This is a genomic window from Pseudomonas sp. TYF_14 (assembly GCF_043105275.1).
GTDB lineage: Bacteria > Pseudomonadota > Gammaproteobacteria > Pseudomonadales > Pseudomonadaceae > Aquipseudomonas > Aquipseudomonas alloputida.
In genome coordinates this window covers 43,813-68,584 of the sequence record NZ_JBICLK010000087.1, presented here as the reverse complement: position 1 = coordinate 68,584, position 24,772 = coordinate 43,813, and the positions used below count along the sequence as shown (strand labels likewise).

22 protein-coding genes are annotated in these 24,772 nt (G+C 62.7%); 11 read left to right on the top strand and 11 right to left on the bottom strand.

The window, feature by feature from the left end; translation table 11 throughout:
- Window positions 1-86 precede the first annotated feature (86 nt).
- Window positions 87-845, bottom strand: a complete 759-nt coding sequence (locus ACF8O8_RS24840) for a 5-oxoprolinase subunit PxpA (RefSeq protein ID WP_392510644.1) — start codon at window positions 843-845, stop codon at window positions 87-89.
- A gap of 120 nt (window positions 846-965) precedes the next feature.
- On the opposite strand from ACF8O8_RS24840, the gene ACF8O8_RS24835 reads away from it, so the two are divergent.
- The 4 genes from ACF8O8_RS24835 to ACF8O8_RS24820 all read left to right on the top strand — a co-directional run bounded on the left by ACF8O8_RS24835 (window position 966) and on the right by ACF8O8_RS24820 (window position 5,655).
- The gene (locus ACF8O8_RS24835; protein WP_010953821.1) at window positions 966-1,883 is read left to right on the top strand and encodes a LysR family transcriptional regulator; all 918 of its coding nucleotides are present in this window, start codon (window positions 966-968) and stop codon (window positions 1,881-1,883) included.
- A 192-nt stretch (window positions 1,884-2,075) separates the two neighbouring features.
- The gene (treS, locus tag ACF8O8_RS24830; protein WP_392510643.1) at window positions 2,076-4,142 is read left to right on the top strand and encodes a maltose alpha-D-glucosyltransferase; all 2,067 of its coding nucleotides are present in this window, start codon (window positions 2,076-2,078) and stop codon (window positions 4,140-4,142) included.
- A 172-nt stretch (window positions 4,143-4,314) separates the two neighbouring features.
- The gene (locus ACF8O8_RS24825) at window positions 4,315-4,944 is read left to right on the top strand and encodes a riboflavin synthase (protein ID WP_010953818.1); all 630 of its coding nucleotides are present in this window, start codon (window positions 4,315-4,317) and stop codon (window positions 4,942-4,944) included.
- Window positions 4,945-4,953: 9 nt separating this feature from the next.
- Window positions 4,954-5,655, top strand: coding sequence for a YoaK family protein (locus ACF8O8_RS24820; RefSeq protein WP_010953817.1), 702 nt, complete (start codon window positions 4,954-4,956; stop codon window positions 5,653-5,655).
- Here ACF8O8_RS24820 and proP read toward each other — a convergent pair whose 3' ends face one another.
- The 6 genes from proP to glaH all read right to left on the bottom strand — a co-directional run bounded on the left by proP (window position 5,656) and on the right by glaH (window position 13,318).
- A complete protein-coding gene (gene proP, locus ACF8O8_RS24815; protein ID WP_392510642.1) occupies window positions 5,656-7,158 on the bottom strand; it encodes a glycine betaine/L-proline transporter ProP in 1,503 nt (500 codons plus the stop codon). It lies immediately after the preceding gene.
- Between the two features lie 158 nt (window positions 7,159-7,316).
- Window positions 7,317-8,291 carry a porphobilinogen synthase gene (hemB, locus tag ACF8O8_RS24810; RefSeq protein ID WP_010953815.1) on the bottom strand — a complete coding sequence of 325 codons (975 nt, stop codon included), beginning with the start codon at window positions 8,289-8,291 and terminating at the stop codon, window positions 7,317-7,319.
- Window positions 8,292-8,452: 161 nt separating this feature from the next.
- Window positions 8,453-9,346 carry a PA4780 family RIO1-like protein kinase gene (locus ACF8O8_RS24805; protein ID WP_019437052.1) on the bottom strand — a complete coding sequence of 298 codons (894 nt, stop codon included), beginning with the start codon at window positions 9,344-9,346 and terminating at the stop codon, window positions 8,453-8,455.
- Window positions 9,347-9,433: 87 nt separating this feature from the next.
- The gene (gene gabP / locus ACF8O8_RS24800; protein ID WP_135198952.1) at window positions 9,434-10,825 is read right to left on the bottom strand and encodes a GABA permease; all 1,392 of its coding nucleotides are present in this window, start codon (window positions 10,823-10,825) and stop codon (window positions 9,434-9,436) included.
- Between the two features lie 150 nt (window positions 10,826-10,975).
- Window positions 10,976-12,226, bottom strand: coding sequence for an L-2-hydroxyglutarate oxidase (gene lhgO, locus ACF8O8_RS24795; RefSeq protein WP_392510641.1), 1,251 nt, complete (start codon window positions 12,224-12,226; stop codon window positions 10,976-10,978).
- A gap of 114 nt (window positions 12,227-12,340) precedes the next feature.
- Window positions 12,341-13,318, bottom strand: coding sequence for a glutarate dioxygenase GlaH (gene glaH, locus ACF8O8_RS24790; protein ID WP_392510640.1), 978 nt, complete (start codon window positions 13,316-13,318; stop codon window positions 12,341-12,343).
- A gap of 195 nt (window positions 13,319-13,513) precedes the next feature.
- Here glaH and csiR point away from each other — a divergent pair, with 195 nt between their 5' ends.
- From csiR to ACF8O8_RS24775, 3 genes are all read left to right on the top strand, one after another.
- Window positions 13,514-14,209, top strand: a complete 696-nt coding sequence (csiR, locus tag ACF8O8_RS24785; RefSeq protein WP_010953810.1) for a DNA-binding transcriptional regulator CsiR — start codon at window positions 13,514-13,516, stop codon at window positions 14,207-14,209.
- 74 nt (window positions 14,210-14,283) lie between these two features.
- On the top strand, window positions 14,284-14,964 hold the full coding sequence (locus ACF8O8_RS24780; RefSeq protein ID WP_010953809.1) for a response regulator transcription factor: 681 nt from the start codon (window positions 14,284-14,286) through the stop codon (window positions 14,962-14,964).
- Window positions 14,942-16,333 (top strand): HAMP domain-containing sensor histidine kinase, encoded by a 1,392-nt coding sequence (locus ACF8O8_RS24775; protein WP_010953808.1) that lies wholly within the window; start codon window positions 14,942-14,944, stop codon window positions 16,331-16,333. Before ACF8O8_RS24780 ends, ACF8O8_RS24775 begins: the two co-directional genes overlap by 23 nt.
- 31 nt (window positions 16,334-16,364) lie before the next feature.
- Here ACF8O8_RS24775 and cysS read toward each other — a convergent pair whose 3' ends face one another.
- The gene (cysS, locus tag ACF8O8_RS24770; RefSeq protein ID WP_392510639.1) at window positions 16,365-17,747 is read right to left on the bottom strand and encodes a cysteine--tRNA ligase; all 1,383 of its coding nucleotides are present in this window, start codon (window positions 17,745-17,747) and stop codon (window positions 16,365-16,367) included.
- Window positions 17,748-17,756: 9 nt separating this feature from the next.
- Window positions 17,757-19,460 (bottom strand): glutamine--tRNA ligase/YqeY domain fusion protein, encoded by a 1,704-nt coding sequence (locus tag ACF8O8_RS24765; RefSeq protein WP_010953806.1) that lies wholly within the window; start codon window positions 19,458-19,460, stop codon window positions 17,757-17,759.
- 248 nt (window positions 19,461-19,708) lie between these two features.
- Here ACF8O8_RS24765 and ACF8O8_RS24760 point away from each other — a divergent pair, with 248 nt between their 5' ends.
- Together ACF8O8_RS24760 and ACF8O8_RS24755 are read left to right on the top strand one after the other, a co-directional pair.
- Window positions 19,709-20,209: a peptidylprolyl isomerase gene (locus tag ACF8O8_RS24760; protein WP_010953805.1), complete on the top strand. Its 501-nt coding sequence runs from the start codon at window positions 19,709-19,711 to the stop codon at window positions 20,207-20,209.
- Complete coding sequence (locus ACF8O8_RS24755; protein WP_392510638.1) at window positions 20,206-20,928, top strand: UDP-2,3-diacylglucosamine diphosphatase; 723 nt, start codon at window positions 20,206-20,208, stop codon at window positions 20,926-20,928. Before ACF8O8_RS24760 ends, ACF8O8_RS24755 begins: the two co-directional genes overlap by 4 nt.
- Window positions 20,929-21,009: 81 nt before the next feature.
- Here ACF8O8_RS24755 and ACF8O8_RS24750 read toward each other — a convergent pair whose 3' ends face one another.
- Window positions 21,010-23,322 carry an acylase gene (locus ACF8O8_RS24750; RefSeq protein ID WP_049586158.1) on the bottom strand — a complete coding sequence of 771 codons (2,313 nt, stop codon included), beginning with the start codon at window positions 23,320-23,322 and terminating at the stop codon, window positions 21,010-21,012.
- Between the two features lie 197 nt (window positions 23,323-23,519).
- On the opposite strand from ACF8O8_RS24750, the gene ACF8O8_RS24745 reads away from it, so the two are divergent.
- A complete protein-coding gene (locus ACF8O8_RS24745; RefSeq protein WP_010953802.1) occupies window positions 23,520-23,894 on the top strand; it encodes a hypothetical protein in 375 nt (124 codons plus the stop codon).
- A gap of 36 nt (window positions 23,895-23,930) precedes the next feature.
- Here the strand turns inward: ACF8O8_RS24745 and ACF8O8_RS24740 are convergent, their stop codons facing one another.
- A complete protein-coding gene (locus tag ACF8O8_RS24740; RefSeq protein ID WP_003248064.1) occupies window positions 23,931-24,119 on the bottom strand; it encodes a hypothetical protein in 189 nt (62 codons plus the stop codon).
- A 151-nt stretch (window positions 24,120-24,270) separates the two neighbouring features.
- On the opposite strand from ACF8O8_RS24740, the gene ACF8O8_RS24735 reads away from it, so the two are divergent.
- Complete coding sequence (locus ACF8O8_RS24735; protein WP_049586159.1) at window positions 24,271-24,729, top strand: hypothetical protein; 459 nt, start codon at window positions 24,271-24,273, stop codon at window positions 24,727-24,729.
- Window positions 24,730-24,772: the final 43 nt, after the last annotated feature.

The window sequence follows — 24,772 nt, the reverse complement described above, 5'->3', positions numbered from 1 at the left end:
TCCTTTTCTTGGAATCTTTATAGAAAGGCAGGCGAAAACAAAAGGCACGGGCTCCGGCTTGTCGGTTTGCCGGATGCCTGACGGGTTCAGCGCGGTGCCCGCACCACGATGCCGGCCGCATCCAGTGCCCTGCGCGTGGCCTCGACCAGGTCCAGCGCGCCCGGGGTGTCACTGTGTAGGCAAATGGAATCGAATTCGATCGCCAGGTCCTGGCCTTCGACCGTGCGCACCACGCCTTGGCGACAAGCACGCAGTACCCGCTCGGCGACGGCTTGGGCCTCGTAGCCACGCACATTGCGGGTAAACACGATCGACCCGCTCAGGTCGTACTCGCGGTCGGCATAGAACTCGCGAATCACCGGCTGCCCCATTTCCTGGGCAATGCGGCAGATCACCGAACCCGGCATGCAGTACAGCAGCAACTCGGGCTCGATCACCCGCAGGTTCTGCACCAGCAAGCGCGCCGCTTCTTCGTCACGCGCCAAGTGCATGTACAGCGCCCCATGCGGCTTGATGTGCTGCAGGCGCACGCCCTGGGCACGAGCGATTTCACGCAGCGCGCCCAATTGATAGAGCATGTCGTCCACCAGTTCCTGCGCCGAGGCATTGATGTGCCGGCGGCCAAAGCCGACCAGGTCGCGGAAACCCGGGTGTGCTCCCACCGCAACCCCAAGGGCCTTGGCGCGCTCGACGGTGCGGCGCATGGTGCCGGGGTCGCCGGCGTGGAAACCGGTGGCGATGTTGGCGCTGCTGATGTAGCCCATCAGTTCGTGATCGACGCCGTCGCCAATCGTCCACGGGCCAAAGCCCTCACCCATGTCCGAGTTGAAATCCACTGCTTGCATGACCGCGTCTCCTGGCACTTGTGACTGCATGCAAGCCACGTTAGATTCTCTGCACCCCCTTGGGAAGATCTATAAACAGATGGGGTACCTTCTGAAAATCAGATACCCCGGGAGCCTACCGTGTCACTCACCTTGCGTCAGGTCCGCTACTTCGTTGCCACCGCTGAAATCGGCCAGATCTCCCAAGCGGCAATCCACCTGAACATCTCCCAGTCGGCAGTGACCACAGCCATCAAGGAGCTGGAAGCGATGCTCGGCGTGCTGTTGTTCCAGCGCTCGGCCCAAGGCATGAGCCTGACCGAAGCCGGCCGGCACTTCTTGAACCGGGCCTACGTCATCCTGCGCAGTGTCGACGATGCGTTGAACAGCCCGCTTCCGGACGTGCGTGCCAGTGGCCTGTTGCGCCTGGCGGCGAGTTACACGGTGATCGGCTACTTCCTGCCGCACCACTTGCAGCGCCTGGAGCACTGGCATCCGGGCGTGACACTGGAGCTGTACGAGCAGGAGCGCAGCGCCATCGAGCAAGGCCTGCTGGAGGGGCGTTTCGACATGGCGGTGGTGCTCACCGCCAACCTCACTCACCCCGACATCGTCTCGGAAACCCTGTTCAACTCCGAGCGCCGGCTGTGGCTGCCCGGGCATCACCCACTGTGCGAGCGATCGGCCGTGAGCCTGGCCGAGGTGGCCTGTGAGCCGTTCATACTGTTGACCGTGGATGAGGCCGAGCAAAGTGCCATGCGCTACTGGGAGCAGGCCGGGCAACGGCCAAGCGTAAGGGTGCGCACCAGCTCGGTGGAGGCCGTGCGCAGCATGGTCGCCAATGGCAGCGGAGTGGCGATCCTGTCGGACCTGGTGCACCGGCCGTGGTCGCTGGAGGGCAAGCGCATCGAGACGGTGACCATCAGCGACCCGGTCACACCGATGAGCGTGGGGTTGGCCTGGCACCGGGAACGGGCATTCAGCCCGGCGATGCAGGCGGTGCGCAATTACTTCCATGATGCGTTTCTGGCACCGCAGCAGTTGTCGGCAAGGCGCTGATCCTACCTTTGCAGGCCCGGCCTCTACGCGGGCGCGCCCGCTCCCACAGGTGCAGCGCAAATCTTCAGCGGTATGTCCAGCCTGTGGGAGCGGGCAAGCCCGCGAAGAAACCAACCCCCATCTCGAGCCGAACGTTCAGGCCGCAGCGCCGTCATAACCTGAGCCGGTGCCGACACGCAAAGAGGACGCGAAATGACCCAGCCCGACCCGTCGTACGTCAAATGGCTCGAAGACCGCGCCATGCTCAAGGCCTCCCAGGACCAGGCCAGCCTGTACTCAGGCCAGTCGCGCCTGTGGCAGCAACCCTATGCCGAGGCCCAGCCCCGCCGCGCCACCGAAATCGCCTCGGTGTGGCTGACGGTCTACCCCGACGCCATCATCGCGCCCGAGGGTTGCTCGGTGCTCGGTGCCCTGGCCCACGAAGCGTTGTGGAAGCGCCTGTCGGAGATCGGCGTACAGGGCCTGCACACCGGCCCGATCAAACTGTCCGGTGGCATCCGCGGCCGCGAACTCACCCCCAGCGTGGACGGCAACTTCGACCGCATCAGCTTCGACATCGACCCACTGTACGGCAGCGAGCAGGAACTGATCCAGATGAGCCGCATGGCCGCTGCGCACAATGCCGTGACCATCGACGACCTGATCCCCTCGCACACCGGCAAGGGCGCCGACTTCCGCCTGGCCGAGCTCGCCCATGGCCCCTACCCGGGGCTGTACCACATGGTCGAGATCCGCGAAGAAGACTGGGCGCTGCTGCCCGAGGTGCCCGCCGGGCGCGATGCGGTCAATTTACTGCCAGCGCAGTGTGACGAGCTGAAGGCGCGCCATTACATCGTTGGCCAGCTGCAACGGGTAATCTTCTTCGAGCCGGGCGTGAAGGAAACCGACTGGAGCGCCACGCCGCCGATCACAGGCGTCGACGGCAAGACCCGCCGCTGGGTGTACCTGCATTACTTCAAGGAAGGCCAGCCCTCGCTGAACTGGCTGGACCCTACCTTCGCCGCCCAACAAATGATCATTGGTGACGCACTGCACGCGCTGGACTGCCTGGGTGCACGCGGCCTGCGCCTGGACGCCAACGGCTTTCTCGGCGTGGAAACCCGCGCCAGCGGCACCGCCTGGTCGGAAAGCCACCCGCTGTCGCTCGTCGGCAACCAGCTGATCGGTGGCATGATCCGCAAGGCCGGCGGTTTCAGCTTCCAGGAGCTGAACCTGACCCTCGATGACATTGCGCAGATGTCCAAGGGTGGTGCCGACCTGTCCTACGATTTCATTACCCGGCCGGCCTACCAGCATGCGCTGCTGACGGGCGACACCGAGTTCCTGCGCCTGATGCTCAAGGAGATGCACGCCTTCGGCATCGACCCGGCCTCGCTGATCCATGCCCTGCAAAACCATGACGAGCTGACCGTGGAGCTGGTGCACTTCTGGACACTGCACGCGCACGACATGTACCTGTACAAGGGCCAGACCCTGCCTGGCAGCATCCTGCGTGAACATATCCGCGAAGAGATCTACGAACGGCTGTCGGGGGAACATGCGCCGTACAACCTGCGCTTCGTGACCAACGGCATTGCCTGCACCACCGCCAGCCTGATCGCTGCTGCACTGGGTATTCGCGACCTCGAACAGATTGGCGTAGCGGATATCGAACTGATCAAGAAGGTGCACCTGCTGCTGGTCATGTACAACGCCATGCAGCCGGGGGTGGTCGCCTTGTCCGGCTGGGACCTGGTCGGTGCCCTGCCCTTGCCCGCCGAAGCGGTTGCCGAACGCATGCTCGATGGCGATACCCGCTGGATTCACCGGGGCGGCTATGACCTGGCCGGGCTTGACCCACAGGCAGAGGCTTCTGTGCGGGGCATGCCGCGTGCCCGGGCGCTGTACGGCAGCCTGGACAGGCAGCTGGACGAGAGTGATTCATTTGCCTGCAAGGTGAAGAAACTGCTGGCTGTGCGCCAGGCCTACGGCATCGCCACCAGCCGTCAGGTGCTGGTACCTGAGGTGAGCAGCCCGGGGCTGCTGGTGATGGTGCATGAGCTGCCAGCCGGGCGCGGTATCCAGATCACTGCGCTGAACTTCGGCCAGGACGCGATTGCCGAGGAACTGCTGTTGACCGGGTTCACACCTGGGCCGGTGGTCGACATGATCAACGAGACGGTCGAAGGCGATTTGACCGAGGACGGGCGCCTGATGGTGAACCTGGACCCGTACGAGGCGCTGTGCCTGCGGATCGTCAACAGCAGCGGGCATGTTTGAATCTGGCGTGGCCATGCCGTCGCAAACCGGTTTCGCCCACAAGCACGCCGCCTGCCCCGCGCAGGCGCCAGACTCGCAAGCCGGCTTGCCAGCCAGGAAGCCTGGTCTTGCATTTACTGCGCTACGGGCATAGCGTTCGGAAGTTTTCTTTTCCGTGCCCAGGAGCAACTCCATGTACACCGGCATCGTCCAGGCCGTCCGCCCTCTGCTTGATGTGACCACCTACCCGGGCCACAACCAGTTCACCATCGACCTCACCCCGGAACTGCTCGACGAGCTGAAAATCGGTGCCAGCGTCAGTGTCGAAGGCACCTGCCTGTCCGTGACCGAAATCGACGGCAGCCAGGTCAGGTTCGACGCCATGACCGCTACCCTCGAACGCACCAATCTGAGCAGCTTCAAGCCTGGCCGGAGCGTGAACATCGAACGTTCGGCGAAGATGAACGCCGAAGTCGGCGGCCACCTGATGGCCGGCCACATCGCCACCACCGCCGAGATCGTCGAGCTGTCGATCAAGGAAACCGGCGCCTTCATCAAGTTCCGCATGCCGCCGCAATGGGGCAAATACGTGTTCCCGCGTGGTTTCATCGGGGTCAATGGCTGCAGCCTGACGGTCGCTGACGTGGAGGACAACGTGATCACCATCAACCTGATCCCGGAAACCCTGCGTCAGACCACCTTCGCCAGCTACCACCCAGGTGAGCTGCTCAACATCGAGGTCGACCATCAGACCATGGTGCTGGTCGATGTGGTAGAGCGCACCATCAAAGGTACCCTGGCCCGCGAAAACCTGCTGCCCTGAGGCCTGCACATGCTCCCTAACGCCCTCCCCGCGCGCTCAGCCAGGCGTTTGCGCCTGCAGGTAATGCGTGGTCGCGTCGGCCTCGGCCTGGTCGCCGCCCTGTCGGTGCTGGCCGGCATGACCGATGCCATCGGCTTGCTGGCACTGGGCGATTTCGTGTCGTTCATGAGTGGTAACACCACACGCCTGGCGGTGGCCATCAGTGAAGCTGACCTGGCCCTTGTGCTACGCCTCAGTGGCGCCGTACTGGGTTTCGTCGCGGGCAATGCGCTGGGTGTGCTCCTGGCTCACGGATTGCGCCGTCGAGCCTGGCCGGTGCTGTTGGTGGTTGCCGCACTGCTGGCTTTCGCCGCAGCGTGGCCGTTGCCGGCCACCTTCCCTGCGCTGTTGGCGGCCACGCTGGCCATGGGCATGATCAATGCGGTCGTGGAACAGGTGAATGGCCTGCCCATCGGCCTGACTTACGTGACGGGCGCCCTGTCGCGTTTCGGCCGCGGCCTGGGGCGTTGGCTGCTGGGCGAGCGGCGCAACGGCTGGCGGGTGCAGTTGGTGCCTTGGGCCGGCATGTTGCTGGGCGCCGCGCTCGGCGCCTGGTTGCAACAACACCTGGGCCTGCAGGCGCTGGCCGGCAGCTGTGCGCTGGCCTGCGTGCTGGCGCTGATATCGCGGTTCATTCCGCGGTCCTGGCAGCGTGGCTACATGCCGCGCTGATCATTCGATACGCGGGTGCTGCAGTGCCAGTTTCTCGCGCTTGGCTTCCAGCTCGGCGATCTGCGCATCGATGTCCTCGATCTTCTGCTCGATGTTGTCGTGGTGCTCCTGTAGCAGTTCACGCGCCTCTTCGATGTCCGATGCCGCGGGTGCCGCGCCGCGCAGTGGCTTGTTGGCGGTTTCCTTCATGGTCAGGCCGGTGACCAGGCCGACAGCGGCGATCACCATCAGGTAATAGGCCGGCATGTACAGGTCGTTTGTGGTCTCCACCAGCCACGCAGCGAGGGTTGGGGTAAGGCCGGCGATCAGCACCGAGATGTTGAAAGCGCTGGCCAGGGCGCTGTAACGGATGTGCGTGGGGAACATGGCCGGCAGCGTCGAGGCCATCACACCGATGAAGAAGTTCAGCAGCACGGCAATGATCAGCAGGCCGGCGAAAATAAGCCCTAGCACCCCACTGTTGATGAGCATGAATGCCGGAATGGCCAAGGCCAGCAGGCCGACACTGCCGACAATGATGAACGGCCGTCGGCCAAACTTGTCGCTGAGCAGGCCGATGATCGGCTGCACGAACAGCATGCCGACCATGATCGCGATGATGATCAGCACGCCATGGTCTTCGCTGTAGTGCAGGTTGTGCGACAGGTAGCTGGGCATGTAGGTAAGCAGCATGTAGTAGGTGACATTGGTGGCAATTACCACGCCGATGCAGGTCACCAGGCTGCGCCAGTGCTGGGTGGCCACCTCCTTGAACGACACCTTGGGCCCGGACGCCAGGCCTTCACGATCGCCCTGCTCCAGCTTGTCGACGTGCTGCTGGAACGCAGGTGTTTCTTCCAGCGCATGGCGCAGGTAAAGGCCGATGATGCCCAGCGGCAGGGCCAGGAAGAACGGCAGGCGCCAGCCCCAGTCGAGGAATTTTTCTTCACCCAGCACCGTGGAAATGAGCACCACCACCCCTGCGCCCAATACAAAGCCGGCAATCGAACCGAAGTCCAGCCAGCTGCCGAGAAAGCCGCGCTTGCGGTCAGGCGCGTACTCGGCAACGAAGATCGAGGCACCGGTGTATTCGCCACCCACCGAAAAGCCCTGGGCCATCTTGGCGAGCAGCAACAGGATCGGCGCCCAGATACCAATGCTTGCATAGGACGGTATCAGGCCGATGGCGAAGGTGCTCAGGGACATGATCACGATGGTCGCGGCGAGGATTTTCTGCCGCCCGAACCTGTCGCCCAAGGCGCCGAAGAACAACCCGCCAAGAGGCCGGATCAGGAACGGTACCGAGAAGGTGGCCAAGGCCGCGATCATTTGCACGCTGGGGTCGGCGTTGGGGAAAAACACCTTGCCCAAGGCATAAGCGACGAAGCCATATACCCCAAAGTCGAACCACTCCATGGCGTTGCCCAGCGCGGCGGCTGTGATCGCCTTCTTCATCTTGGTGTCGTCGACGATGGTGATGTCCTTCAGGCCGATTGGCTGGACGCTTTTCTTGCGAGGTTTCATACCCGTATCCCTGTCGATGAATGCTCTAAGGGATCAGATACAACAGGACACTAAATAATTCAGCGCTTACTGTTTTTTTGTGCGTTTGCGGCACCACCCAACGGCGCACAAAGAAAAGCCGCTGCAATGGCAGCGGCTTTCATGACCAAGGCCTGGCTTCAGATACCTTCGCGCGCCAGGTCCATGGCGAAGTAGGTCAGGATCAGGTCTGCACCAGCACGCTTGATTGCGCCAATGCTTTCGCGCACCACCCGGCCTTCGTCGATGGCACCGGCCAGGCCACCGAACTTGATCATCGCATACTCGCCACTCACCTGGTACGCCGCCAGTGGCAGGCGCGAAGCGGCGCGGATGTCGGCGATCACATCAAGGTACGCACCGGCCGGCTTGACCATCAGCACGTCCGCCCCTTCCTGCTCGTCGAGCAGCGACTCACGCACCGCTTCGCGGCGGTTCATCGGGTTCATCTGGTAGCTTTTGCGGTCGCCCTTCAGTGCGGTGCCGCCGGCCTCACGGAACGGGCCATACAACGACGAGGCGAACTTGGTCGAGTAGGCCATGATCGCGGTGTCGTGGAAGCCGGCACCGTCCAAGGCACTGCGGATAGCCTGCACCTGGCCGTCCATCGCCGCCGAGGGGGCAATGAAGTCGGCACCGGCAGCAGCGGCAATGACTGCCTGCTTGCCGAGGTTGGCCAGGGTGGCGTCGTTGTCCACGCCATGGTCATGCAGCACGCCGCAGTGGCCGTGGCTGGTGTATTCGCAGAAGCAGGTGTCGGACATCACCACCATTTCCGGCACGGTGTCCTTGCAGATACGCGACATGCGCGCAACCAGGCCGTTTTCGTTCCAGGTGTCGCTGCCATCGGCATCCAGGTGGTGCGATACGCCAAAGGTCATCACCGACTTGATACCGGCGCGGGCATAGCGCTCGATTTCCTGGGCCAGCAGCTTCTCGGGGATACGGTTGACACCGGGCATACTGGTGATCGGCACGAAATCATCGATGCCCTCTTCGACGAAGATCGGCAGGATCAGGTCTTCAAGGCGGAACTCGGTTTCCTGGAAGATCGTGCGCAAGGACTCGTTCTGCCGCAGACGGCGGGGACGAACGGAGGGGAATTGGTTGGACATGACAGCTCCAGGGAATTTGAACGGCGTATACCTTATGCCTGTCGCGCGCCAGTGAAAAGGCTAAATGACGAGAATGTGTCTTGCGTCAATGGCAACGGCCGTGGTTTGCCTGTGTTGGCCTCTTCGCGGGTAACCCCGCGAAGAGGCGGTACAGGAATAAACTACTGCAGCCAGGGCGGCGTTACCTCCTCTGCCTTGGCCGGCCCATGCTCGGCCTCGGCGCGTGCTGCACGGCGACGAGCGTCGTCCATCCGGGCGGCGTCGATCTCACGCATCACCCCGGTTACATCAGCTTCATGTTCGTCATCCTCGAACACCCCGGTCAACGGGCTGTCGGGCAACAACTCGCCGGCCTCGTACAACGCCCACATCTCCTGCGCATAGCGGGTGCTTTTCAGCTCCGGGGCAAAGCGCCCGAAATAGTGGGCCATGTTGTCCACATCGCGCTGCAGCATGCTGAAGGCATGGTTGTTGGCGGCTGCATCCACTGCCTGCGGCAGGTCGATGATCACCGGCCCGTCCGGGCCGAGCAGCACGTTGAACTCGGACAGGTCGCCATGCACCATTCCGGCGCACAGCATCAGCACGACCTGGCGAATGACGAAGGCGTGGAACGCGCGGGCATCCTCCGCTTCGAGGTGTACGTCGTTCAGCCGCGGGGCCGCATCGCCATCGGCATCGGTGACCAGCTCCATCAGGAGCACGCCGTCCTGGAAGTCGTAAGGCTTGGGCACCCTCACACCTGCGGCGGCCAAACGGAACAGCGCTGCCACTTCGGCGTTCTGCCAGGCATCTTCGGCTTCTTTGCGGCCGTACTTGCTGCCCTTGGCCATGGCTCGGGCCTGACGGCTGTTGCGTACCTTGCGGCCCTCCTGGTATTCGGCGGCCTGGCGGAAACTGCGCTTGTTGGCTTCTTTATAGACCTTGGCGCAGCGTACCTCGCTGCCACAGCGCACCACGTACACAGCGGCTTCCTTGCCACTCATCAACGGCCGTAGTACTTCGTCGACAAGGCCGTCTTCGATCAACGGTTCGATTCTTTTAGGTGTCTTCATCAGGCTGCGTTCAGGGTCCTGGCTTTGTTGGCGGACATCCTCTCACAGCCTGATGCGACTTGCTCGTCTGTCTTCAGGCCGGACGAATCAGGCGCCCTGCCCTACGCCAGCCACGGCCCCGCCGCGCGCCCGGCGCCGGGTCACCAGCACCCCCGAGCACACCACCAACACCGCCAGCACCATCGTCGAGACCACTTCCAGGCGATGATCCGGGCGGAACAGCATCAATACCAGTACGCCGCTGATGAACAGGATCACGCCCCAGGTCAGCCACGGGAACAGCCACATGCGATAACCCAGTGTCTTGCCCTGTGCCGTCAGGCGCTGGCGCAGGCGCAGCTGGGAAATGGCGATGACCAGATACACCAGCAAGGCAATGGCGCCGGAGCTTGCCATGAGGAAGCCAAACACCTTGGCCGGCACCAGATAGTTGGCGATCACCGCCAGGAATGCAGCCCCCGTCGACAACAAGACTGCCACCACGGGTGTACCACTGCGGCTGGTTATCTGGGCACAGGCCGGGGCATCACCCCGGCGGCTAAGCGAATAGACCATGCGCGAGGCGGTGTACAGCGACGAGTTGAGGCAGCTGGTCACCGACGTCAGCACCACGAAGTCGATGATGGCCTTGGCATTTGGCACGCCGAGGGTGTCCAGCACCGTGACATAAGAGCCTTCGGTCGCCAGGCGTGGGTCGGTCCACGGTACCAATGCGATGACGATGAAGATCGACAGGATGTAGAACAGCGTTATCCGCCAGATCACCGAATTGGTGGCCTTGGAAATATGCTTGCCCGCCTCGTCGGACTCAGCCGCAGCAATGGTCACCACCTCGGCCCCGAGGAACGAGAACATGGTGATCAGCATCGCGCTCAGCACCGCACCAAAGCCGTTGGGCATGAAGCCCCCCGTATCCCACAGGCGCGAGACGCCGCTGACGCCGGCCCCCGGCAACAGGCCGAAAATGGCGCAAACACCCAGGGCGATGAAGCTGACGATGGCCACCACCTTGACCAGTGCCAGCCAAAACTCGAACTCACCGTAATTCTTCACGCTGAACAGGTTGGTGGCCGTCAGCAGCAACGTGATCACCAACGACAACACCCAGATCTCCATCTGCGGGACCCAGGAGTTGATGATGGTAGCGGCGATATTGGCCTCGATCGGAATGATCAGCACCCAGAACCACCAGTACAGCCAACCGATGGTGTAACCGGCCCATTTGCCGATGGCGAGGTCAGCGTAGGTTGAGAACGAGCCGGTGTCCGGGGAGGCAACCGCCATTTCGGCCAGCATGCGCATCACCAGCACCACCAGGCCGCCCGCCAGGATATAGGCCAGGATGGTGGCAGGCCCCGCTTCGGCGATGGCGCGGCCAGAGCCGACAAACAGCCCGGCGCCGATCACGCCGGCAATGGACAGCATGGTGACATGCCGTGATTTCAATCCATGACTCAAATTGTTCTTGTGGGTTTGCATGGCGCTACCTTGTTGTTTTTGTCATGCCCACGCAGGGGCCGCCGGCTGCACGTCACCGACGCAGGCGCGAAAAAGCCCGCCCTGCCCTGAATGGTGAGCAGGGCAGTACGGGTTGAGTAAAACGAAACCGCAGAAGGTGTTACCGGGGGGTCAGCTGGCGGCCCTCTGGTTGGCCGACCGGTCGGCCTTGGGGAAGCTGCCGCCCTGCAGGCCAACCTGCTCGCACACTTTCTCGACGATGTAGGCGCCGATCGGTATGGCCGAGGTCGCGGCTGGCGACGGTGCGTTGCACACGTTGACACTGCGCGCGGTGTTGACGAACAGGAAATCGTCGATCAGCTTGCCGTCGCGCGACACCGCCTGGGCACGCACGCCGGCCGGGTAAGGCGTGAGGTCGGCTTTGGTAATGCTCGGGCAGTACTTCTGCACCTGCTTGAGGTACCCACCCTTGAACAGCGAGTTCTTCATCTCGATCAGGCCCGGGCGGAAGTTCTTCGCCAGCACCTTGAGGATGCCGGGCGTGGTCAGGGTCTGGAACAGGTCGCTGGGGCTGACATCGGTCTTGCGGTAGCCCTCGCGCTTCATCGCCAGCACAGCGTTGGGGCCTACGGTGACGGTGCCATCGATCATGCGGGTCAGGTGCACCCCCAGGAAGGGCATCGACGGGTCGGGAATCGGGTAGATCAGGTGGTTGACGATCTGATTGTGCTGCTTGGGCAGCAGGTAGTATTCGCCACGGAACGGGCAGATCACGAACTCGGTACGCAGCCCGAGCATGCCCACCACGCGGTCAGCCATCAGCCCCGAGCAGGTCACCAGGAAACGGCTGCGCAGTTCATCACGCTGGGTGCGCACGATCACTTCATTTGCCTGTTCCTGCAGGCCGACCACTTCTGCGCCATAGCGGATTTCACCACCGGCACGCTGGAACTCTGCGGCCATCGCAGCCGTCACCTGGGCGTAATTGACGATACCGCTGGACGGCACGAAGATGCCCCCCATACCGACGATGTTGGGCTCACGCTCGCGCAACTCGTCGGCCGACAGCCAGTAGCGTTCCAGGCCATTGGCCGCCGTCCGCTCCCACAGCGCCTTCATGCGCTGCATTTCCAGACCGTTGGTGGCTACCAGCAGCTTGCCGCACTCATCGAAGCGAATGCCGTGCTGGGTGCAGAAGGCTTTGGTCGCCTTGTTGCCTTCCAGGCAGAAGCGCGCCTTGAGGCTGCCGGGGGTGTAATACACGCCGGCGTGGATCACGCCGCTGTTATGACCGGTCTGATGGCGAGCCGGGCCAGACTCTTTCTCCAGCAGGAGCATCTTCGCGTCCGGGTAGACCTTGATCAAGTGCATGGCCGTGGACATGCCCACAATCCCGCCGCCAATGATGATGAAATCGTACACAGCCTTACCTCACACGCAGGCATTGCCTGGCAGGCTCACCATAGCCCGCACGGGGCCTGGTGGCATAGTTTTGTGCAAAAACGCGTGGGCGGGCGCCCGCCCCGCGCCCTGTCATTATTGCCCGCGCTGGTACAGCGGCTTGGGGAAGGCGACGTAACCACGCTGGCGCATCAGTTCGCGGCGCAGGCCCTCGTGCGGGGTGAAGCGATCGCGGCCATGCAGCCAGAACAGGTTGTTGATCAGCAGGAAACTGCCTACGCCTACCGGTACCGAGACCTTCTTGCCGCTGCCTTCCAGCGACTCGGACAAGGCGTTCAGCCAGATACCTTCCTCGTAGTTTTCCGGCTGCACGAACTGGTCAATGTAGCGCATGGTCGGCCGGCCTTCGGCATCGGTGTCGAATACCGAATGGAACACATCTTCGGCAACCTTTTTGCTCGGCGGTGCGGTCCAGCGCATTTCGCGGCGGGCCAGAGGGTGACGGAAGAACGCCTCGCACTGCTCCCAGTCGTCCAGGTGCAGCAGCAGCGAGTTGCCGCCTTCCATGTTCTTTTCGTCGATCTTCAGCATCAGCACGTAGTCGGTGATCTGGTTCACGAACGTGCCGTCGTTGTGCAGCTCCATGACCCGGTGCGGCTGGCGCAGGTAGCTGTCGGAGTTGTCGCTGTTGACCACCACGAAGCGCGCATAGAACTGGCCACTCATGGCGTCATAGTTGGAACGGCCGATCAGGTGAGCGCAGGCAGTGGTGAACTTGACCATGTCCTCGGCCTGGCTCACGTCATCCAGGCCGATCGGAGTAATCAGCATACCGCCTGTGGCACGGTCGAGGATGGTGTTGAGCAGCATCGGACGCAGCGTGCCCTGGCACAGCTCGTCAAGGATTTCGCCTACACGAAAACGCAGGAACGACTTGTACTCCAATGCCTGCACCGGCCATTGGGCAACGGCCTGCACGAACGCTTCGACGGTTTCCCGGGCAAAGGTCAGTTCCAGCAGGCGCGGCGACTGTTTCGAGGGGGCGATGGTGTAGCCCTGCGGTTCGAGAGGCAGTGGCATGACAAGTTCGTCGATCTGCGTAAAGGCGTTCATGGCAGTGTCCTGGCTAAAAAAGTAGATGGCGCCGTCCGGTCATGACCTGGATCAGTGCGGGCGAGGTAAAAATATCGCCACTAACTGAAAATGTCTACATTTTTATGTTTCAACGACACTGTCGGCGTTTGTCCATTGTTTTTCGTCAGCAGAGGGTTTCGGTATGATCGGCAAAACGTTTTGAGGAACAGGATCTTGGAAGCGCTCGCCCCCCGACAAAACTCAGCATTCAGCGGGTATGAGAGGCTCAAGAAGGACATCATCCGCGGGGTGTTCAAGCCCGGTGAAAAGCTGTTGATGAGCACCCTCAAGGAACGCTACGACCTGGGTGTGGGCCCGCTGCGCGAAGCACTGTCGCAACTGGTGGCCGAGCACCTGGTCAACGCGATCAGCCAGAAAGGCTACCGGGTAGCGCCCATGTCGCTGGATGAGATGAACGACATCTACGACGCCCGCGCCAACCTGGAAGCGATGATCATTGCCTTGGCCATCGAGCGCGGCGATGACGCCTGGGAGGCATCGGTGCTGGCCCACTCGCATACATTGGCCAAGGTGGTGGAAGTAAAAACCCGCGAGCAGCGGCTGGATGTGTGGGACGAGCGGCACAAGGCGTTCCATACTGCCATTGCCTCGGGCTGCGGCTCCAAGCACCTGCTGCAGGCACGCACCTACCTGTTCGACCAGGCCGAGCGCTACCGCCACCTGTGGCTGACGCAGACGGTGTTTTCCGAAGAGGCGCTGGCGCTCAAGCGCCAGGAGCATGCGGCACTGGTCGAGGTGATCCTCGCCCGGGATGCCAAAACTGCCAGCGCCATGATGCGCTCGCACCTGATGACACCGGTACCGATCATTGCGCAGATCATGCACGCCGAAGGCATCGGTGCCCGCTAGATGAATTTTTCTTAAATCGCCGGTTGTCTATTCTTTGGCACAATCAGATCTCCATTAGATGCCCAGGAACCAGCATGCCTCGCGTACTGACCATCGAAGACGACGCCGTCACCGGCCAGGAAATCGTCGCCGAACTGACCAGCCACGGTCTGGAAGTGGATTGGGCCGACAATGGCCGTGAAGGCCTGGCCAAAGCCATTGCGGGCGGCTACGACCTGATCACCCTGGACCGCATGCTGCCCGAGGTCGACGGCCTGACCATCGTCACCACCCTGCGCAACCTCAAGATCGCTACGCCGATCCTGATGATCAGCGCCCTCTCCGACGTCGATGAGCGGGTGCGCGGCCTGCGTGCCGGCGGAGACGACTACCTGACCAAGCCGTTCGCCTCCGACGAAATGGCCGCGCGAGTCGAGGTATTGCTGCGCCGTAACAGCGTACCCACGACCCAGACCCGCTTGCAGGTTGCCGATCTGCAGCTGGACCTGATCAGCCACGAGGCGCGCCGCGGTGACAACACCCTCAACCTGTTGCCCACCGAGTACAAGCTGCTGGAGTACCTGATGCGCCACAGCGGCCAGGTGATCACGCGGATGATGATTTTCGAGGAAGTCTGGGGCTATCACTTCGATCCGGGCACCAACCTGATCGACGTGCACATCGGCCGCCTGCGCAAGAAGATCGACTCACCCGGCCAGTCGCCGCTGATCCGTACGGTACGGGGCTCCGGCTATGCCATTGCTGAACCCGTCTAAAGGCTGGAGTTCTTCTACCAGCCGCCTGCTGGCGCTGTACAGCTTTCTGTTCGTGGCCTGGAGCAGCATCCTCATGGGGGTGCTGTACTTCGAGGTCTCCAGCTACCTGAACAAACTCACCCGTCATTCCATGCTGCAGCGCCAGCACCTGTTCGCCCACATGAGCGGCAAGCAACTGGACGACGCCCTGATCGCCAGCCAGGCCTTCGAGGAGCGCAGCTTTGACGCCTACGGCCTGTTCGATAGCCAGCTCAACCCGATTGGCGGCACCGTGCGAGCCCTGCCCCCAGAGCTCAGACTGGATGGCAAGATCCATGAGCTGGAACGCTGCCTGGATGCCGACGACCCACGCATGCCCCGCGACAGCTGCGACGCGGTGGCAATCAAGGTACAGGATGGCCGGTGGCTGGTGCTGGTGCGTGACAATGGCTCGCTGTTCGTGGTTACCCGGATCATCCTGCACGCCCTGCTCTGGGGCATTTCGCTGACCCTGATCCCGGGTTTTGCCGGTTGGTACCTGCTACGGCGCAGGCCGCTCAAGCGTATACGGGCGATCCAGGCCCAGGCCGAACTGATCGTCGCCGGCGACCTGACCCACCGCCTGCCACTGTCGGCCCGCCGCGACGAGCTGGACATGCTTGCGGCGATCGTCAATGCCATGCTCGACCGTATCGAACGGCTGATGCATGAGGTCAAGGGCGTGTGCGACAACATTGCCCATGACCTGCGCACACCGCTGACCCGCCTGCGCGCCCAGCTGTACCGTATTCGCCAGCAAAGCGACGTGGATTCTGCGCAAGCCGAAGCGCTGGACCAGGCCATTGGCGAAACCGACACCTTGATGGCGCGCTTTCGCGGGTTGTTGCGCATCAGCGAGCTGGAAGACCGCCAGCGCCGCGCCGGCTTCATCCAGCTTGACCCGCATGAGCTGCTGGTAGAACTGCATGATTTTTACCTGCCATTGGCCGAGGATGGCGGCATTCAACTGCAATTGCACCAACCTGCGCAGCTACCGGCGTTGCACGGCGACCGCGAACTGCTGTTCGAGGCCTTGGCGAATCTGGTGGGTAACGCGATCAAGTTCACGCCCGAGGGTGGTCGGGTGCGCATCACCGCCACGCAGGATGACAGCGGCGTACACATGGCGATCGAGGATAGCGGGCCTGGTATTCCCGAAGCAGAGCGAACGGCTGTACTTAAACGGTTCTATCGCAGCGATGAAGGCCACCGCCATGCCGGCTTCGGGCTGGGGTTGTCGATCGTGGCGGCGATCGTCGACCTGCATGGTTTCGGGCTGGAGATTGGGGGAAGCGAGTTGGGTGGGGCCAGGCTGGTATTGCACTGCCCGCTTGCGGGTCTAAGCAAATAAAAGCTGGGGCTGCGGTGCAGCCCCAGTTACTTCAGTCAGCCAGACGCCAGGTAGTCGTGCCCTTGCTGTCCTCCAGCACTACACCCATGGCGGTCAGCTGATCGCGAATGCGGTCAGACTCAGCCCAGTTCTTGTCCGCACGCGCCTTCAGGCGCGCCTGGATCAAGCCTTCGACTTCAGCCGCATCGACCTTGCCTTCGGCACCAGCACGCAGGAAGTCATCGGCCTCCAGTTGCAGCACACCCAGTACATCACCCAGCTCGCGCAGTCGACCGGCCAGGCCAGCAGCGGCCTCCACGTCGCTGTCGCGCAGGCGGTTGATCTCGCGCACCAGGTCGAACAGGACCGCACAGGCTTCGGGGGTGCCGAAGTCGTCGTTCATCGCCACGCTGAAGCGCTCGACAAACGCTTCGCCACCCTTGGCCGCCACCCGTGGCAGGCCGCGCAGGGCGTGGTAGAAGCGCTCCAGCGCGCCCTTGGCGTCACGCAGGCTGTCTTCCGAGTAGTTGATCGCGCTGCGGTAGTGGCTGGCCACCAGCAGGTAGCGCACCACCTCCGGGTGGTACTTCTCGAGCACGTCGCGGATGGTGAAGAAGTTGTTCAACGACTTGGACATCTTCTCGCCGTTGATACGGATCATGCCGCAATGCATCCAGGCGTTGGCGTACTGCTTGCCAGTGGCCGCCTCGCTCTGGGCAATCTCGTTCTCGTGGTGCGGGAACTCCAGGTCGCTGCCGCCACCGTGAATGTCGAAGCTCTCGCCCAGGCAGCAGGTGGACATGACCGAGCACTCGATGTGCCAGCCCGGACGACCCGGGCCCCATGGCGATTCCCAGCTTGGCTCGCCCGGCTTGACGCCCTTCCACAGGACGAAGTCGAGCGGGTCCTGCTTGGCTTCGTCGACCTCGATGCGTGCACCGATACGCAGGTCTTCGATCTTCTTGCGCGACAGCTTGCCGTAGCCGACGAACTTGCCAACCCGGTAGTACACGTCGCCATTGCCTGGCGCGTAGGCGTACCCTTTGTCGATCAACGTCTGGATCATCGCGTGCATGCCGGCGATATGGTCGGTGGCACGCGGCTCCTGATCCGGCGGCAGAATGTTCAGGCGACGCTCGTCTTCGTGCATCGCGTCGATCATGCGGGCAGTGAGGGCGTCGAAGGTTTCGCCGTTCTCGTTGGCCCGGTTGATGATCTTGTCATCGATGTCGGTGATGTTGCGCACATAGGTCAACTCGTAGCCGCTCTTGCGCAGCCAGCGGGTGACCAGGTCGAACGCCACCATGCTGCGGCCATGACCAAGGTGGCAGTAGTCGTACACGGTCATGCCGCACACGTACATGCGCACCTTGTTGCCATCCAGCGGCTTGAAGGTTTCCTTCGCTTTGCTCAGGGTGTTGTAGATGGTAAGCACGGCGGTTCCTCAGCTGCCCCAGGAGTCACGCAGGGTGACAGTGCGGTTGAACACCGGGCGACCCGGCTGGCTGTCTTTCAGGTCGGCGCAGAAGTAGCCTTCGCGCTCGAACTGGAAGCGGTCCTCGGGCTGCGCCTGGGCCAGCGACGGCTCGGCACGGCAACCGCTGAGCACTTGCAGCGAAGCAGGGTTGATGTTGTCCAGGAAGCTGCCGCCCTCCTCGGTCTTTTCCGGGTTCGGCGAGCGGAACAGGCGGTCGTACAGGCGCACTTCGCACTCGACGCTGCCTTCGGCCGGCACCCAGTGGATCACGCCCTTGACCTTGCGGCCTTCAGGGTTCTTGCCCAGGGTGTCGGGGTCGTACGAGCAACGCAGTTCGACGATGTTGCCGTCGGCGTCCTTGATCGCTTCGTCAGCACGAATCACGTAGCTGCCGCGCAGGCGCACTTCACCGGCCGGTTCCAGGCGCTTGTAGCCCTTCGGCGGTTCTTCCATGAAGTCGTCGCGGTCGATGTACAGCTCGCGGGAGAACGGCAGCACACGCACGCCCATGTCTTCCTTCGGGTGACGTGGCAGCTCAAGCTGCTCGACCTGGCCTTCCGGGTAGTTGGTGATGACCACTTTCAGCGGGCGCAGCACGCACATCGCGCGTGGCGCGGTGCGGTCCAGGTCGTCACGGATGCTGAACTCGAGCATCGACATGTCGACCACACCGTCGGAACGGTTGGTGCCGATCATTTCGCAGAAGTTGCGGATAGAAGCCGGCGTGTAGCCACGGCGACGGAAGCCGGACAGGGTCGACATGCGTGGGTCGTCCCAGGCGTCGACGTGCTTCTCGTCCACAAGCTGCTTGAGCTTGCGCTTGGAGGTAATGGTGTAGTTCAGGTTCAGGCGGCTGAACTCGTACTGGCGCGGGTGTGCCGGCACCGGCAGGTTGTCGAGGAACCAGTCGTACAGCGGACGATGCCCTTCGAACTCCAGGGTGCAGATCGAGTGGGTAATGCCCTCGATGGCGTCCGACTGGCCGTGGGTGAAGTCGTAGTTGGGGTAGATGCACCACTTGTCGCCGGTCTGGTGGTGGTGAGCATGGCGAATGCGGTACAGGATAGGGTCGCGCAGGTTCATGTTTGGCGAGGCCATGTCGATCTTGGCCCGCAGCACACGCTCGCCGTCCTTGAACTCGCCGGCCTTCATGCGGGCGAACAGGTCGAGGTTTTCTTCCACGCTGCGCTCGCGGAACGGGCTGTTCTTGCCCGGCTCCTTGAGGTTGCCGCGGTATTCCTTGGCTTGCTCGGGAGTAAGGTCGCAGACGTAGGCCTTGCCGCGCTTGATCAGCTCGACCGCCCAGTCGTGCAGCTGGTCGAAGTAGTCGGAGGCGTAACGCACGTCGCCGCCCCACTCGAAGCCCAGCCATTTGACATCGCTCTGGATGGCGTCGATGTACTCCTGGTCTTCCTTGGCCGGGTTGGTATCGTCGAAACGCAGGTGGCAGACGCCGCCGAATTCCTTGGCCAGGCCGAAGTTGACGCAGATCGACTTGGCGTGGCCGATGTGCAGGTAACCATTGGGCTCCGGCGGGAAACGGGTGACGATGCTGCTGTGCTTGCCCGAGTCCAGGTCGGCCTGGATGATCGGCCGCAGGAAGTTCGCAGGGACAGCGGGGGCGCCTTTGGCAGCGGCGTTGGGCGCGTTGTCGGCAGTGGGCTTGCTCATAGGATCCTTGAATGCGTGTGTCCAGCCTGGGTAGGCCGATTGAATCAAAGGGCCTATCATAGCCGAAGCAGTCAAGCTGCTGACAGCCGCGCCCGGACAAACTGATGTGATTTATCACGGCTTTTTGCCGCAGCCTGGCAAAATGGCCAGTGCGCGCCATGTGTCGCGATCGCCTGATCCTGCGTCTGGTGATAACCCGCGCCCTGCGCACCCTAATTTCTGATTGCCTTGAAAGAGCGAGTTTCAGCATGTCCAAAGTCAAACTGAGCACCAACCACGGCGACATCGTCCTGCAACTGGACGCCGAGAAAGCGCCGCTGACTACCGAAAACTTCGTTCAGTACGTCAAGGACGGCCACTACAATGGCACCGTATTCCACCGTGTGATCAAAGGCTTCATGATCCAGGGCGGCGGCTTCGAGGCCGGCATGAGCCAGAAGAAAACCCGCGCCAGCATCCAGAACGAAGCCGACAACGGCCTGAAGAACAAGAAGTACAGCATTGCCATGGCCCGTACCATGGAGCCGCACTCCGCCTCGGCGCAGTTCTTCATCAACGCCTCCGACAACGACTTCCTCAACCACAGCGGCAAGAACGTGCAAGGCTGGGGTTATGCCGTATTCGGTGAAGTGATCGAAGGCCGTGAAGTGGTCGACGCCATCGAAAAAGTGGCCACCGGTTCCAAAGCTGGCCACCAGGACGTACCGAAGGACGACGTGATCATCGAGAAAGCCGAGATCATTGAGTGATTCTGCTGATCTCTGATCTGCACCTGCAAGAAGAACGCCCGGATATTTCCCGGGCGTTTCTTGATCTGCTCGATGGCCGCGCCCGCCATGCCAAGGCCCTGTACATCCTTGGTGACTTCTTCGAAGCGTGGATTGGCGACGATGCCATGACGCCCTTCCAGCAGTCGATCTGCCAGGCCATGCGCCGGCTGAGCGACAGTGGCACGGCCATCTACCTGATGCATGGCAACCGTGACTTCCTGATTGGCCAGGCCTTTTGCAAAGCTGCGGGCTGCACGCTGTTGAACGACCCCAGCGTGATCGAGCTGGGTGGTGAACAGGTGCTGCTGATGCATGGCGACACCCTGTGCACCCGCGACCTGGGCTACATCAAGATGCGCCGCCTGCTGCGCAATCCGCTGAGCTTGTGGATCCTGCGCCACCTGCCGCTGTCGGCCCGCTACAAGCTGGCACGCAAGCTGCGCAGCGAAAGCCGCACGCAAGTGCGGATGAAGTCCACCGAAATCGTCGACGTCACGCCGGAAGAAGTACCCAAGGTGATGGCGGCGCATGGCGTGCGCACCCTGGTGCATGGCCATACCCATCGGCCGGCGATTCACAAGCTGGTGGTCGATGGCCAGCCGGCACGGCGTATAGTGCTGGGCGACTGGGACCGCCGCGGTTGGGCCTTGCAGGTTGACGAACAGGGCTTTCAGTTGGCGCCGTTCGAGTTTTCCTGACATTACAGGGCCTCGCGGGCAAGCCCGCAGGCCCCTGTAGGAGCGGGTTTACCCGCGAATGGGCCGGCGCAGGCTGACGCCTCAGGGCTGGCTGACTACCGCCCCCTTGTCCCGCTCACTGATCACCACTTCCCGGTACTCAGGATCTGCCTTGATCTGCGCCTCGGTAAACGGAATCAGCGCCAGTTGCTTGGCCGCAAAGGCCTTGGTCTGGTCACTGGCATGCGCCGAAGCCTTTTCACTCGACTGGGAAAACGCAAGCAGGCCACGGGCTTCTGGCCCCTTGTCGGTAAAGCTGACCAGTTGCAGGTAGCTGGTGCCACTCACCACCAGCCGCTTGCCCTGCCCGTGCGGCACGCTGTAGATCGCGTTGTACACCCCTAGCGCCTGCGGGCCGCCTGGTACCGGCGTACCATCAAGGGCCTGTTGCACCTGCCCCCAGCGTGCCGCCCCGGCAACGCCGCTTTCACTGACCTGCTTGAGCGACGCCAGTGCTGCCTGATGAACCAGCCTGCTTACCGCCGCCTGCTCGACAGCCAGGCCGCGCGGGGTGTGCTGCGGATCGGCCGGGTTGAATGCCACTCGCCAGCTTTCAGGGTGCTCGGCCAGCGCATTGAACAGGTTCTGGAAGTGCACCAGGCCCATACCACTGTCGAGGTCGGCCTTGCCGTTCCAGGCGGCCAGGCTGCTGCACACGGCCTGCACATCTGCGCTGGCGCCCTTGCACCATTGCAGCAGGTCTGGCAACACCAGGCTGGCCAGGTACACCTCTTCATCGGTGACCATGCGCTGCAATTCATCTACACCTAACCGGGCTTTGCCCTGCAGGCGTTGCAAGGCAAAGCGGCCACGCATGCCCAGTGGTTGGTCATTGCGGCTGACCAGTGGCGAGTAGCCGGTCAGCGGCTGCGCCGGGTTGGCCATCCAGGCCGGGTCGTTGGAGTTCTGTACGAAGTCTTCACGCTCCAGGCTTGGCAGCAGCCGCGCCGGGAAGATGCCCGGTTGCGCCGCCTGCGCGTCAACCTTCCACTGGCATGCGCTACGCGAGCCATCCAGCACCACCAGGCGCCCTTGCGCCTGCGGGTTGCTGCAGGTATCCAACAGTTGCTGGTCGACATAGGGCACTACCGACTGGTTCAGGTACAAGGCCCGCCCTCCCTGATCCACGGCCAGCGTGTTGACCCAAGGGATACCTTGCAACTGCTCGACCGATCCCTTCAATGCCGCCAGGCTGTCGGCTCGGTTGATCTGGTACCACTGCTGCAACACCCGTGAGTTCTCGAGGTTGGCGTCTCGCACGCTGTAGGCCGCCTGCGCATCCCAGTCCAGGCGGCCTGGCCATTGCACCACCGGGCCGAACTGCGAACTGTAAACCTGCCGCTCAATCTGGCTCAGGCTGCCATCCGTGCCTTTTACCGCGACACGGATGGTTTGCCGGGCCATAGGCAGCGACTTGCCATCGAGCACATAGCGGGTCGGGTCTTTGGGGTCGAGTTGCAGGCGGTAGAGCGTGAAGTGCTTGGAGGTGTCGACGGTGTGCGTCCACGCCAGGTGCTGGTTGAAACCGATGTTGACCACCGGCAGGCCCGGTAGCGCCGCGCCCATCACATCAAGCTGGCCGGGAATGGTCAGTTGCATCTGGTAGAAGCGCATGCCGCCCATCCACGGGAAGTGCGGGTTGGCCAGCAACAGGCCGCGGCCATTGGCTGAACGCTGCGCGCCTACTGCCACCGCATTGCTGCCGCGCTCCGCGGCGAACCGCTCCTGCCGGGCCAACGCGCTGGCAAAGCCCGCTGACGATTGCGCACGGGCCAGCGTTGGCGGTTGCGCCCCTGCCAACGCCTCGACGAACTGCCCGACACCGCCCTCGGCCAGTAACCGGCGGGTCAGTTTGACCAGATCCTGGCTGCTGATGGGCCGCACCCACTCACCATCGCCACACTCGGCGGGCAGCCCTTGACGACGGCGTTCGACCAACGCCCGGTTGTAGCCGCTGGCGTATCCCGCCAGCAATGCCTGCACCGACGCGGGTTGCGCCTGCAGGAAGGCATCGACCGCCGCTGGGCTATTGAGCCAGGTGAAGAACAGGTCGCTGGCCAGGTTGTCACGCTGCTCCAGGGTCTGGCCCTTGGCGCCGAAATAGCGTGAGCGCTCACCGCTCACGGTCAGCACTTCATTGGCGAGCAGGCATAGGTTGTCCTGGGCGTAGGCATAGCCGACGCCATAGCCCAGGCCACGCTCATCCTTGGCCACGATATGCGGTACGCCGTAACGGGTATAGCGGATCTGGGCACTGGCGTCGGCTGGCGCGGGCTGCGCCTGCACACCGACGCTGAAGGCCACCAGGGCAGCGGCCAGGCCGGCGCAGGTCATGGGACGGCAAAATGGAAACACGGGCACTCCTCGGGTTCGGGGGTCATCCCGATCAGACGAATGGCCAGATGAATATTTTACGTATTACAAGGCGATGGAACGTCTTGATGAGAAACAGGCATTTTTTTTCACGAATGGGTTGCAGTTTTTGCGTGCTCATTCGTCCTAGTAAGTGAGCCACCCACATTTCGGGTTCGTCCACGAAAAGGAGCATTCGCATGTACAACCCGCAAACCTCGGTCCAGGCCGGGCGCGTCCCAGGCAAAACGTCCAAGGGACAGGACGTGTTTGCTGAAGAACGAATCGGCAACGAACAGATCCGCGAGCTGTTGCGCACCTTCGGCCTGCGCACCAGCCTGATCCGCCTCAAGGTTATTGACGCCTTGCACGCCGCCGACCGCAATGGCCGCAGTATTGGCGTGCGCGGGGTGCACGCACAACTGGAACAACTGGATATCCCGCTGTCGTTCCTCAGTGTGCGTGAAGTGCTCAAGCGCCTGTGCACCGAAGGCGTCATACAACTGGGTAGCGACAAGTGCTACAGGCTCAACCCCCAGGCGCGCGCCGTACTGGAGCAAACACCCTCGCGCTGAGCGCATGGCCGGCCATACCTGGCCGGCCCGCGCAGATCAGGGCTTGACCTTGCGCCGCAGAATGCCGTTGATCACCACGACCACCACGGCAATGGCGATGGCCAGCATCTGGAAGGTCTGCTCACTGATCGTGCCCTGCTTCTGCAGGTGGGACAGGCCCAGCATCAGGCCCAGTACCACCAGGATGATCAGAAGTGAATATTTGAGGCGCTGCACGTGTGTCATCGAATGTTCCTTGCAACATCAGGGGCAAATGGCTCGCAACGAGCCGCGGCAATGATACAACGGTCACCGCCCCCGGCGCTGGATTTCCTGCTGGGTGGGGTGACGTCAGCCTGAAAGCATGGGGCTTCCTAGCACCCACGCCGGAGGCACCATGTACAAACCCCTGCTGTTCGCATCGCTGTTACTGACCCCGCTCTCCCTTCATGCACTGGACACCCAGCAGACGCCGACCGAACACCTGCTCGAACTGGGCCGCGAGTTGGCCACCCATGCCGGTGCCAGCCAATGGCAACAACTGTGGCAACGCGTACGCCAGGCCGGCTACCTGCAGACCGACGCCGCACCGGTACATTTCAGCGGGCCCACAGCCCGCTTGCCCGACCTGGCCCGACAAACGCTGGCGCAGGCCGACCAGGCACAGCCACTGAATCAGACCCAGGTACTGTACCGCCGCCACTTTGCCGACCAGGTCATCGGCCAGCGCAACGGCCAGCCGTTGCACGCGCTGTGCCTGCTGGTCGATTGGCGCACGTTGCCGCCGAGCATGCGCGCCACCCCTCAAGCCTATCTGGGTAGCGCCAGTTTGCTGAGCAGCTACCCGTGCGATTGAGGGGTGCTGTACCCACTGCACATCATCGCGAGCGCCCCGACAG

Excerpts from the sequence above, each read along its gene's own strand:
- ACF8O8_RS24840 (WP_392510644.1), bottom strand. The coding sequence starts at position 845 with ATGCAAGCAGTGGATTTCAACTCGGACATGGGTGAGGGCTTTGGCCCG.
- treS (WP_392510643.1), top strand. The coding sequence starts at position 2,076 with ATGACCCAGCCCGACCCGTCGTACGTCAAATGGCTCGAAGACCGCGCC.
- ACF8O8_RS24825 (WP_010953818.1), top strand. The coding sequence starts at position 4,315 with ATGTACACCGGCATCGTCCAGGCCGTCCGCCCTCTGCTTGATGTGACC.
- ACF8O8_RS24820 (WP_010953817.1), top strand. The coding sequence starts at position 4,954 with ATGCTCCCTAACGCCCTCCCCGCGCGCTCAGCCAGGCGTTTGCGCCTG.
- proP (WP_392510642.1), bottom strand. The coding sequence starts at position 7,158 with ATGAAACCTCGCAAGAAAAGCGTCCAGCCAATCGGCCTGAAGGACATC.
- hemB (WP_010953815.1), bottom strand. The coding sequence starts at position 8,291 with ATGTCCAACCAATTCCCCTCCGTTCGTCCCCGCCGTCTGCGGCAGAAC.
- ACF8O8_RS24805 (WP_019437052.1), bottom strand. The coding sequence starts at position 9,346 with ATGAAGACACCTAAAAGAATCGAACCGTTGATCGAAGACGGCCTTGTC.
- gabP (WP_135198952.1), bottom strand. The coding sequence starts at position 10,825 with ATGCAAACCCACAAGAACAATTTGAGTCATGGATTGAAATCACGGCAT.
- glaH (WP_392510640.1), bottom strand. The coding sequence starts at position 13,318 with ATGAACGCCTTTACGCAGATCGACGAACTTGTCATGCCACTGCCTCTC.
- ACF8O8_RS24780 (WP_010953809.1), top strand. The coding sequence starts at position 14,284 with ATGCCTCGCGTACTGACCATCGAAGACGACGCCGTCACCGGCCAGGAA.
- ACF8O8_RS24775 (WP_010953808.1), top strand. The coding sequence starts at position 14,942 with ATGCCATTGCTGAACCCGTCTAAAGGCTGGAGTTCTTCTACCAGCCGC.
- ACF8O8_RS24765 (WP_010953806.1), bottom strand. The coding sequence starts at position 19,460 with ATGAGCAAGCCCACTGCCGACAACGCGCCCAACGCCGCTGCCAAAGGC.
- ACF8O8_RS24760 (WP_010953805.1), top strand. The coding sequence starts at position 19,709 with ATGTCCAAAGTCAAACTGAGCACCAACCACGGCGACATCGTCCTGCAA.
- ACF8O8_RS24745 (WP_010953802.1), top strand. The coding sequence starts at position 23,520 with ATGTACAACCCGCAAACCTCGGTCCAGGCCGGGCGCGTCCCAGGCAAA.
- ACF8O8_RS24740 (WP_003248064.1), bottom strand. The coding sequence starts at position 24,119 with ATGACACACGTGCAGCGCCTCAAATATTCACTTCTGATCATCCTGGTG.
- ACF8O8_RS24735 (WP_049586159.1), top strand. The coding sequence starts at position 24,271 with ATGTACAAACCCCTGCTGTTCGCATCGCTGTTACTGACCCCGCTCTCC.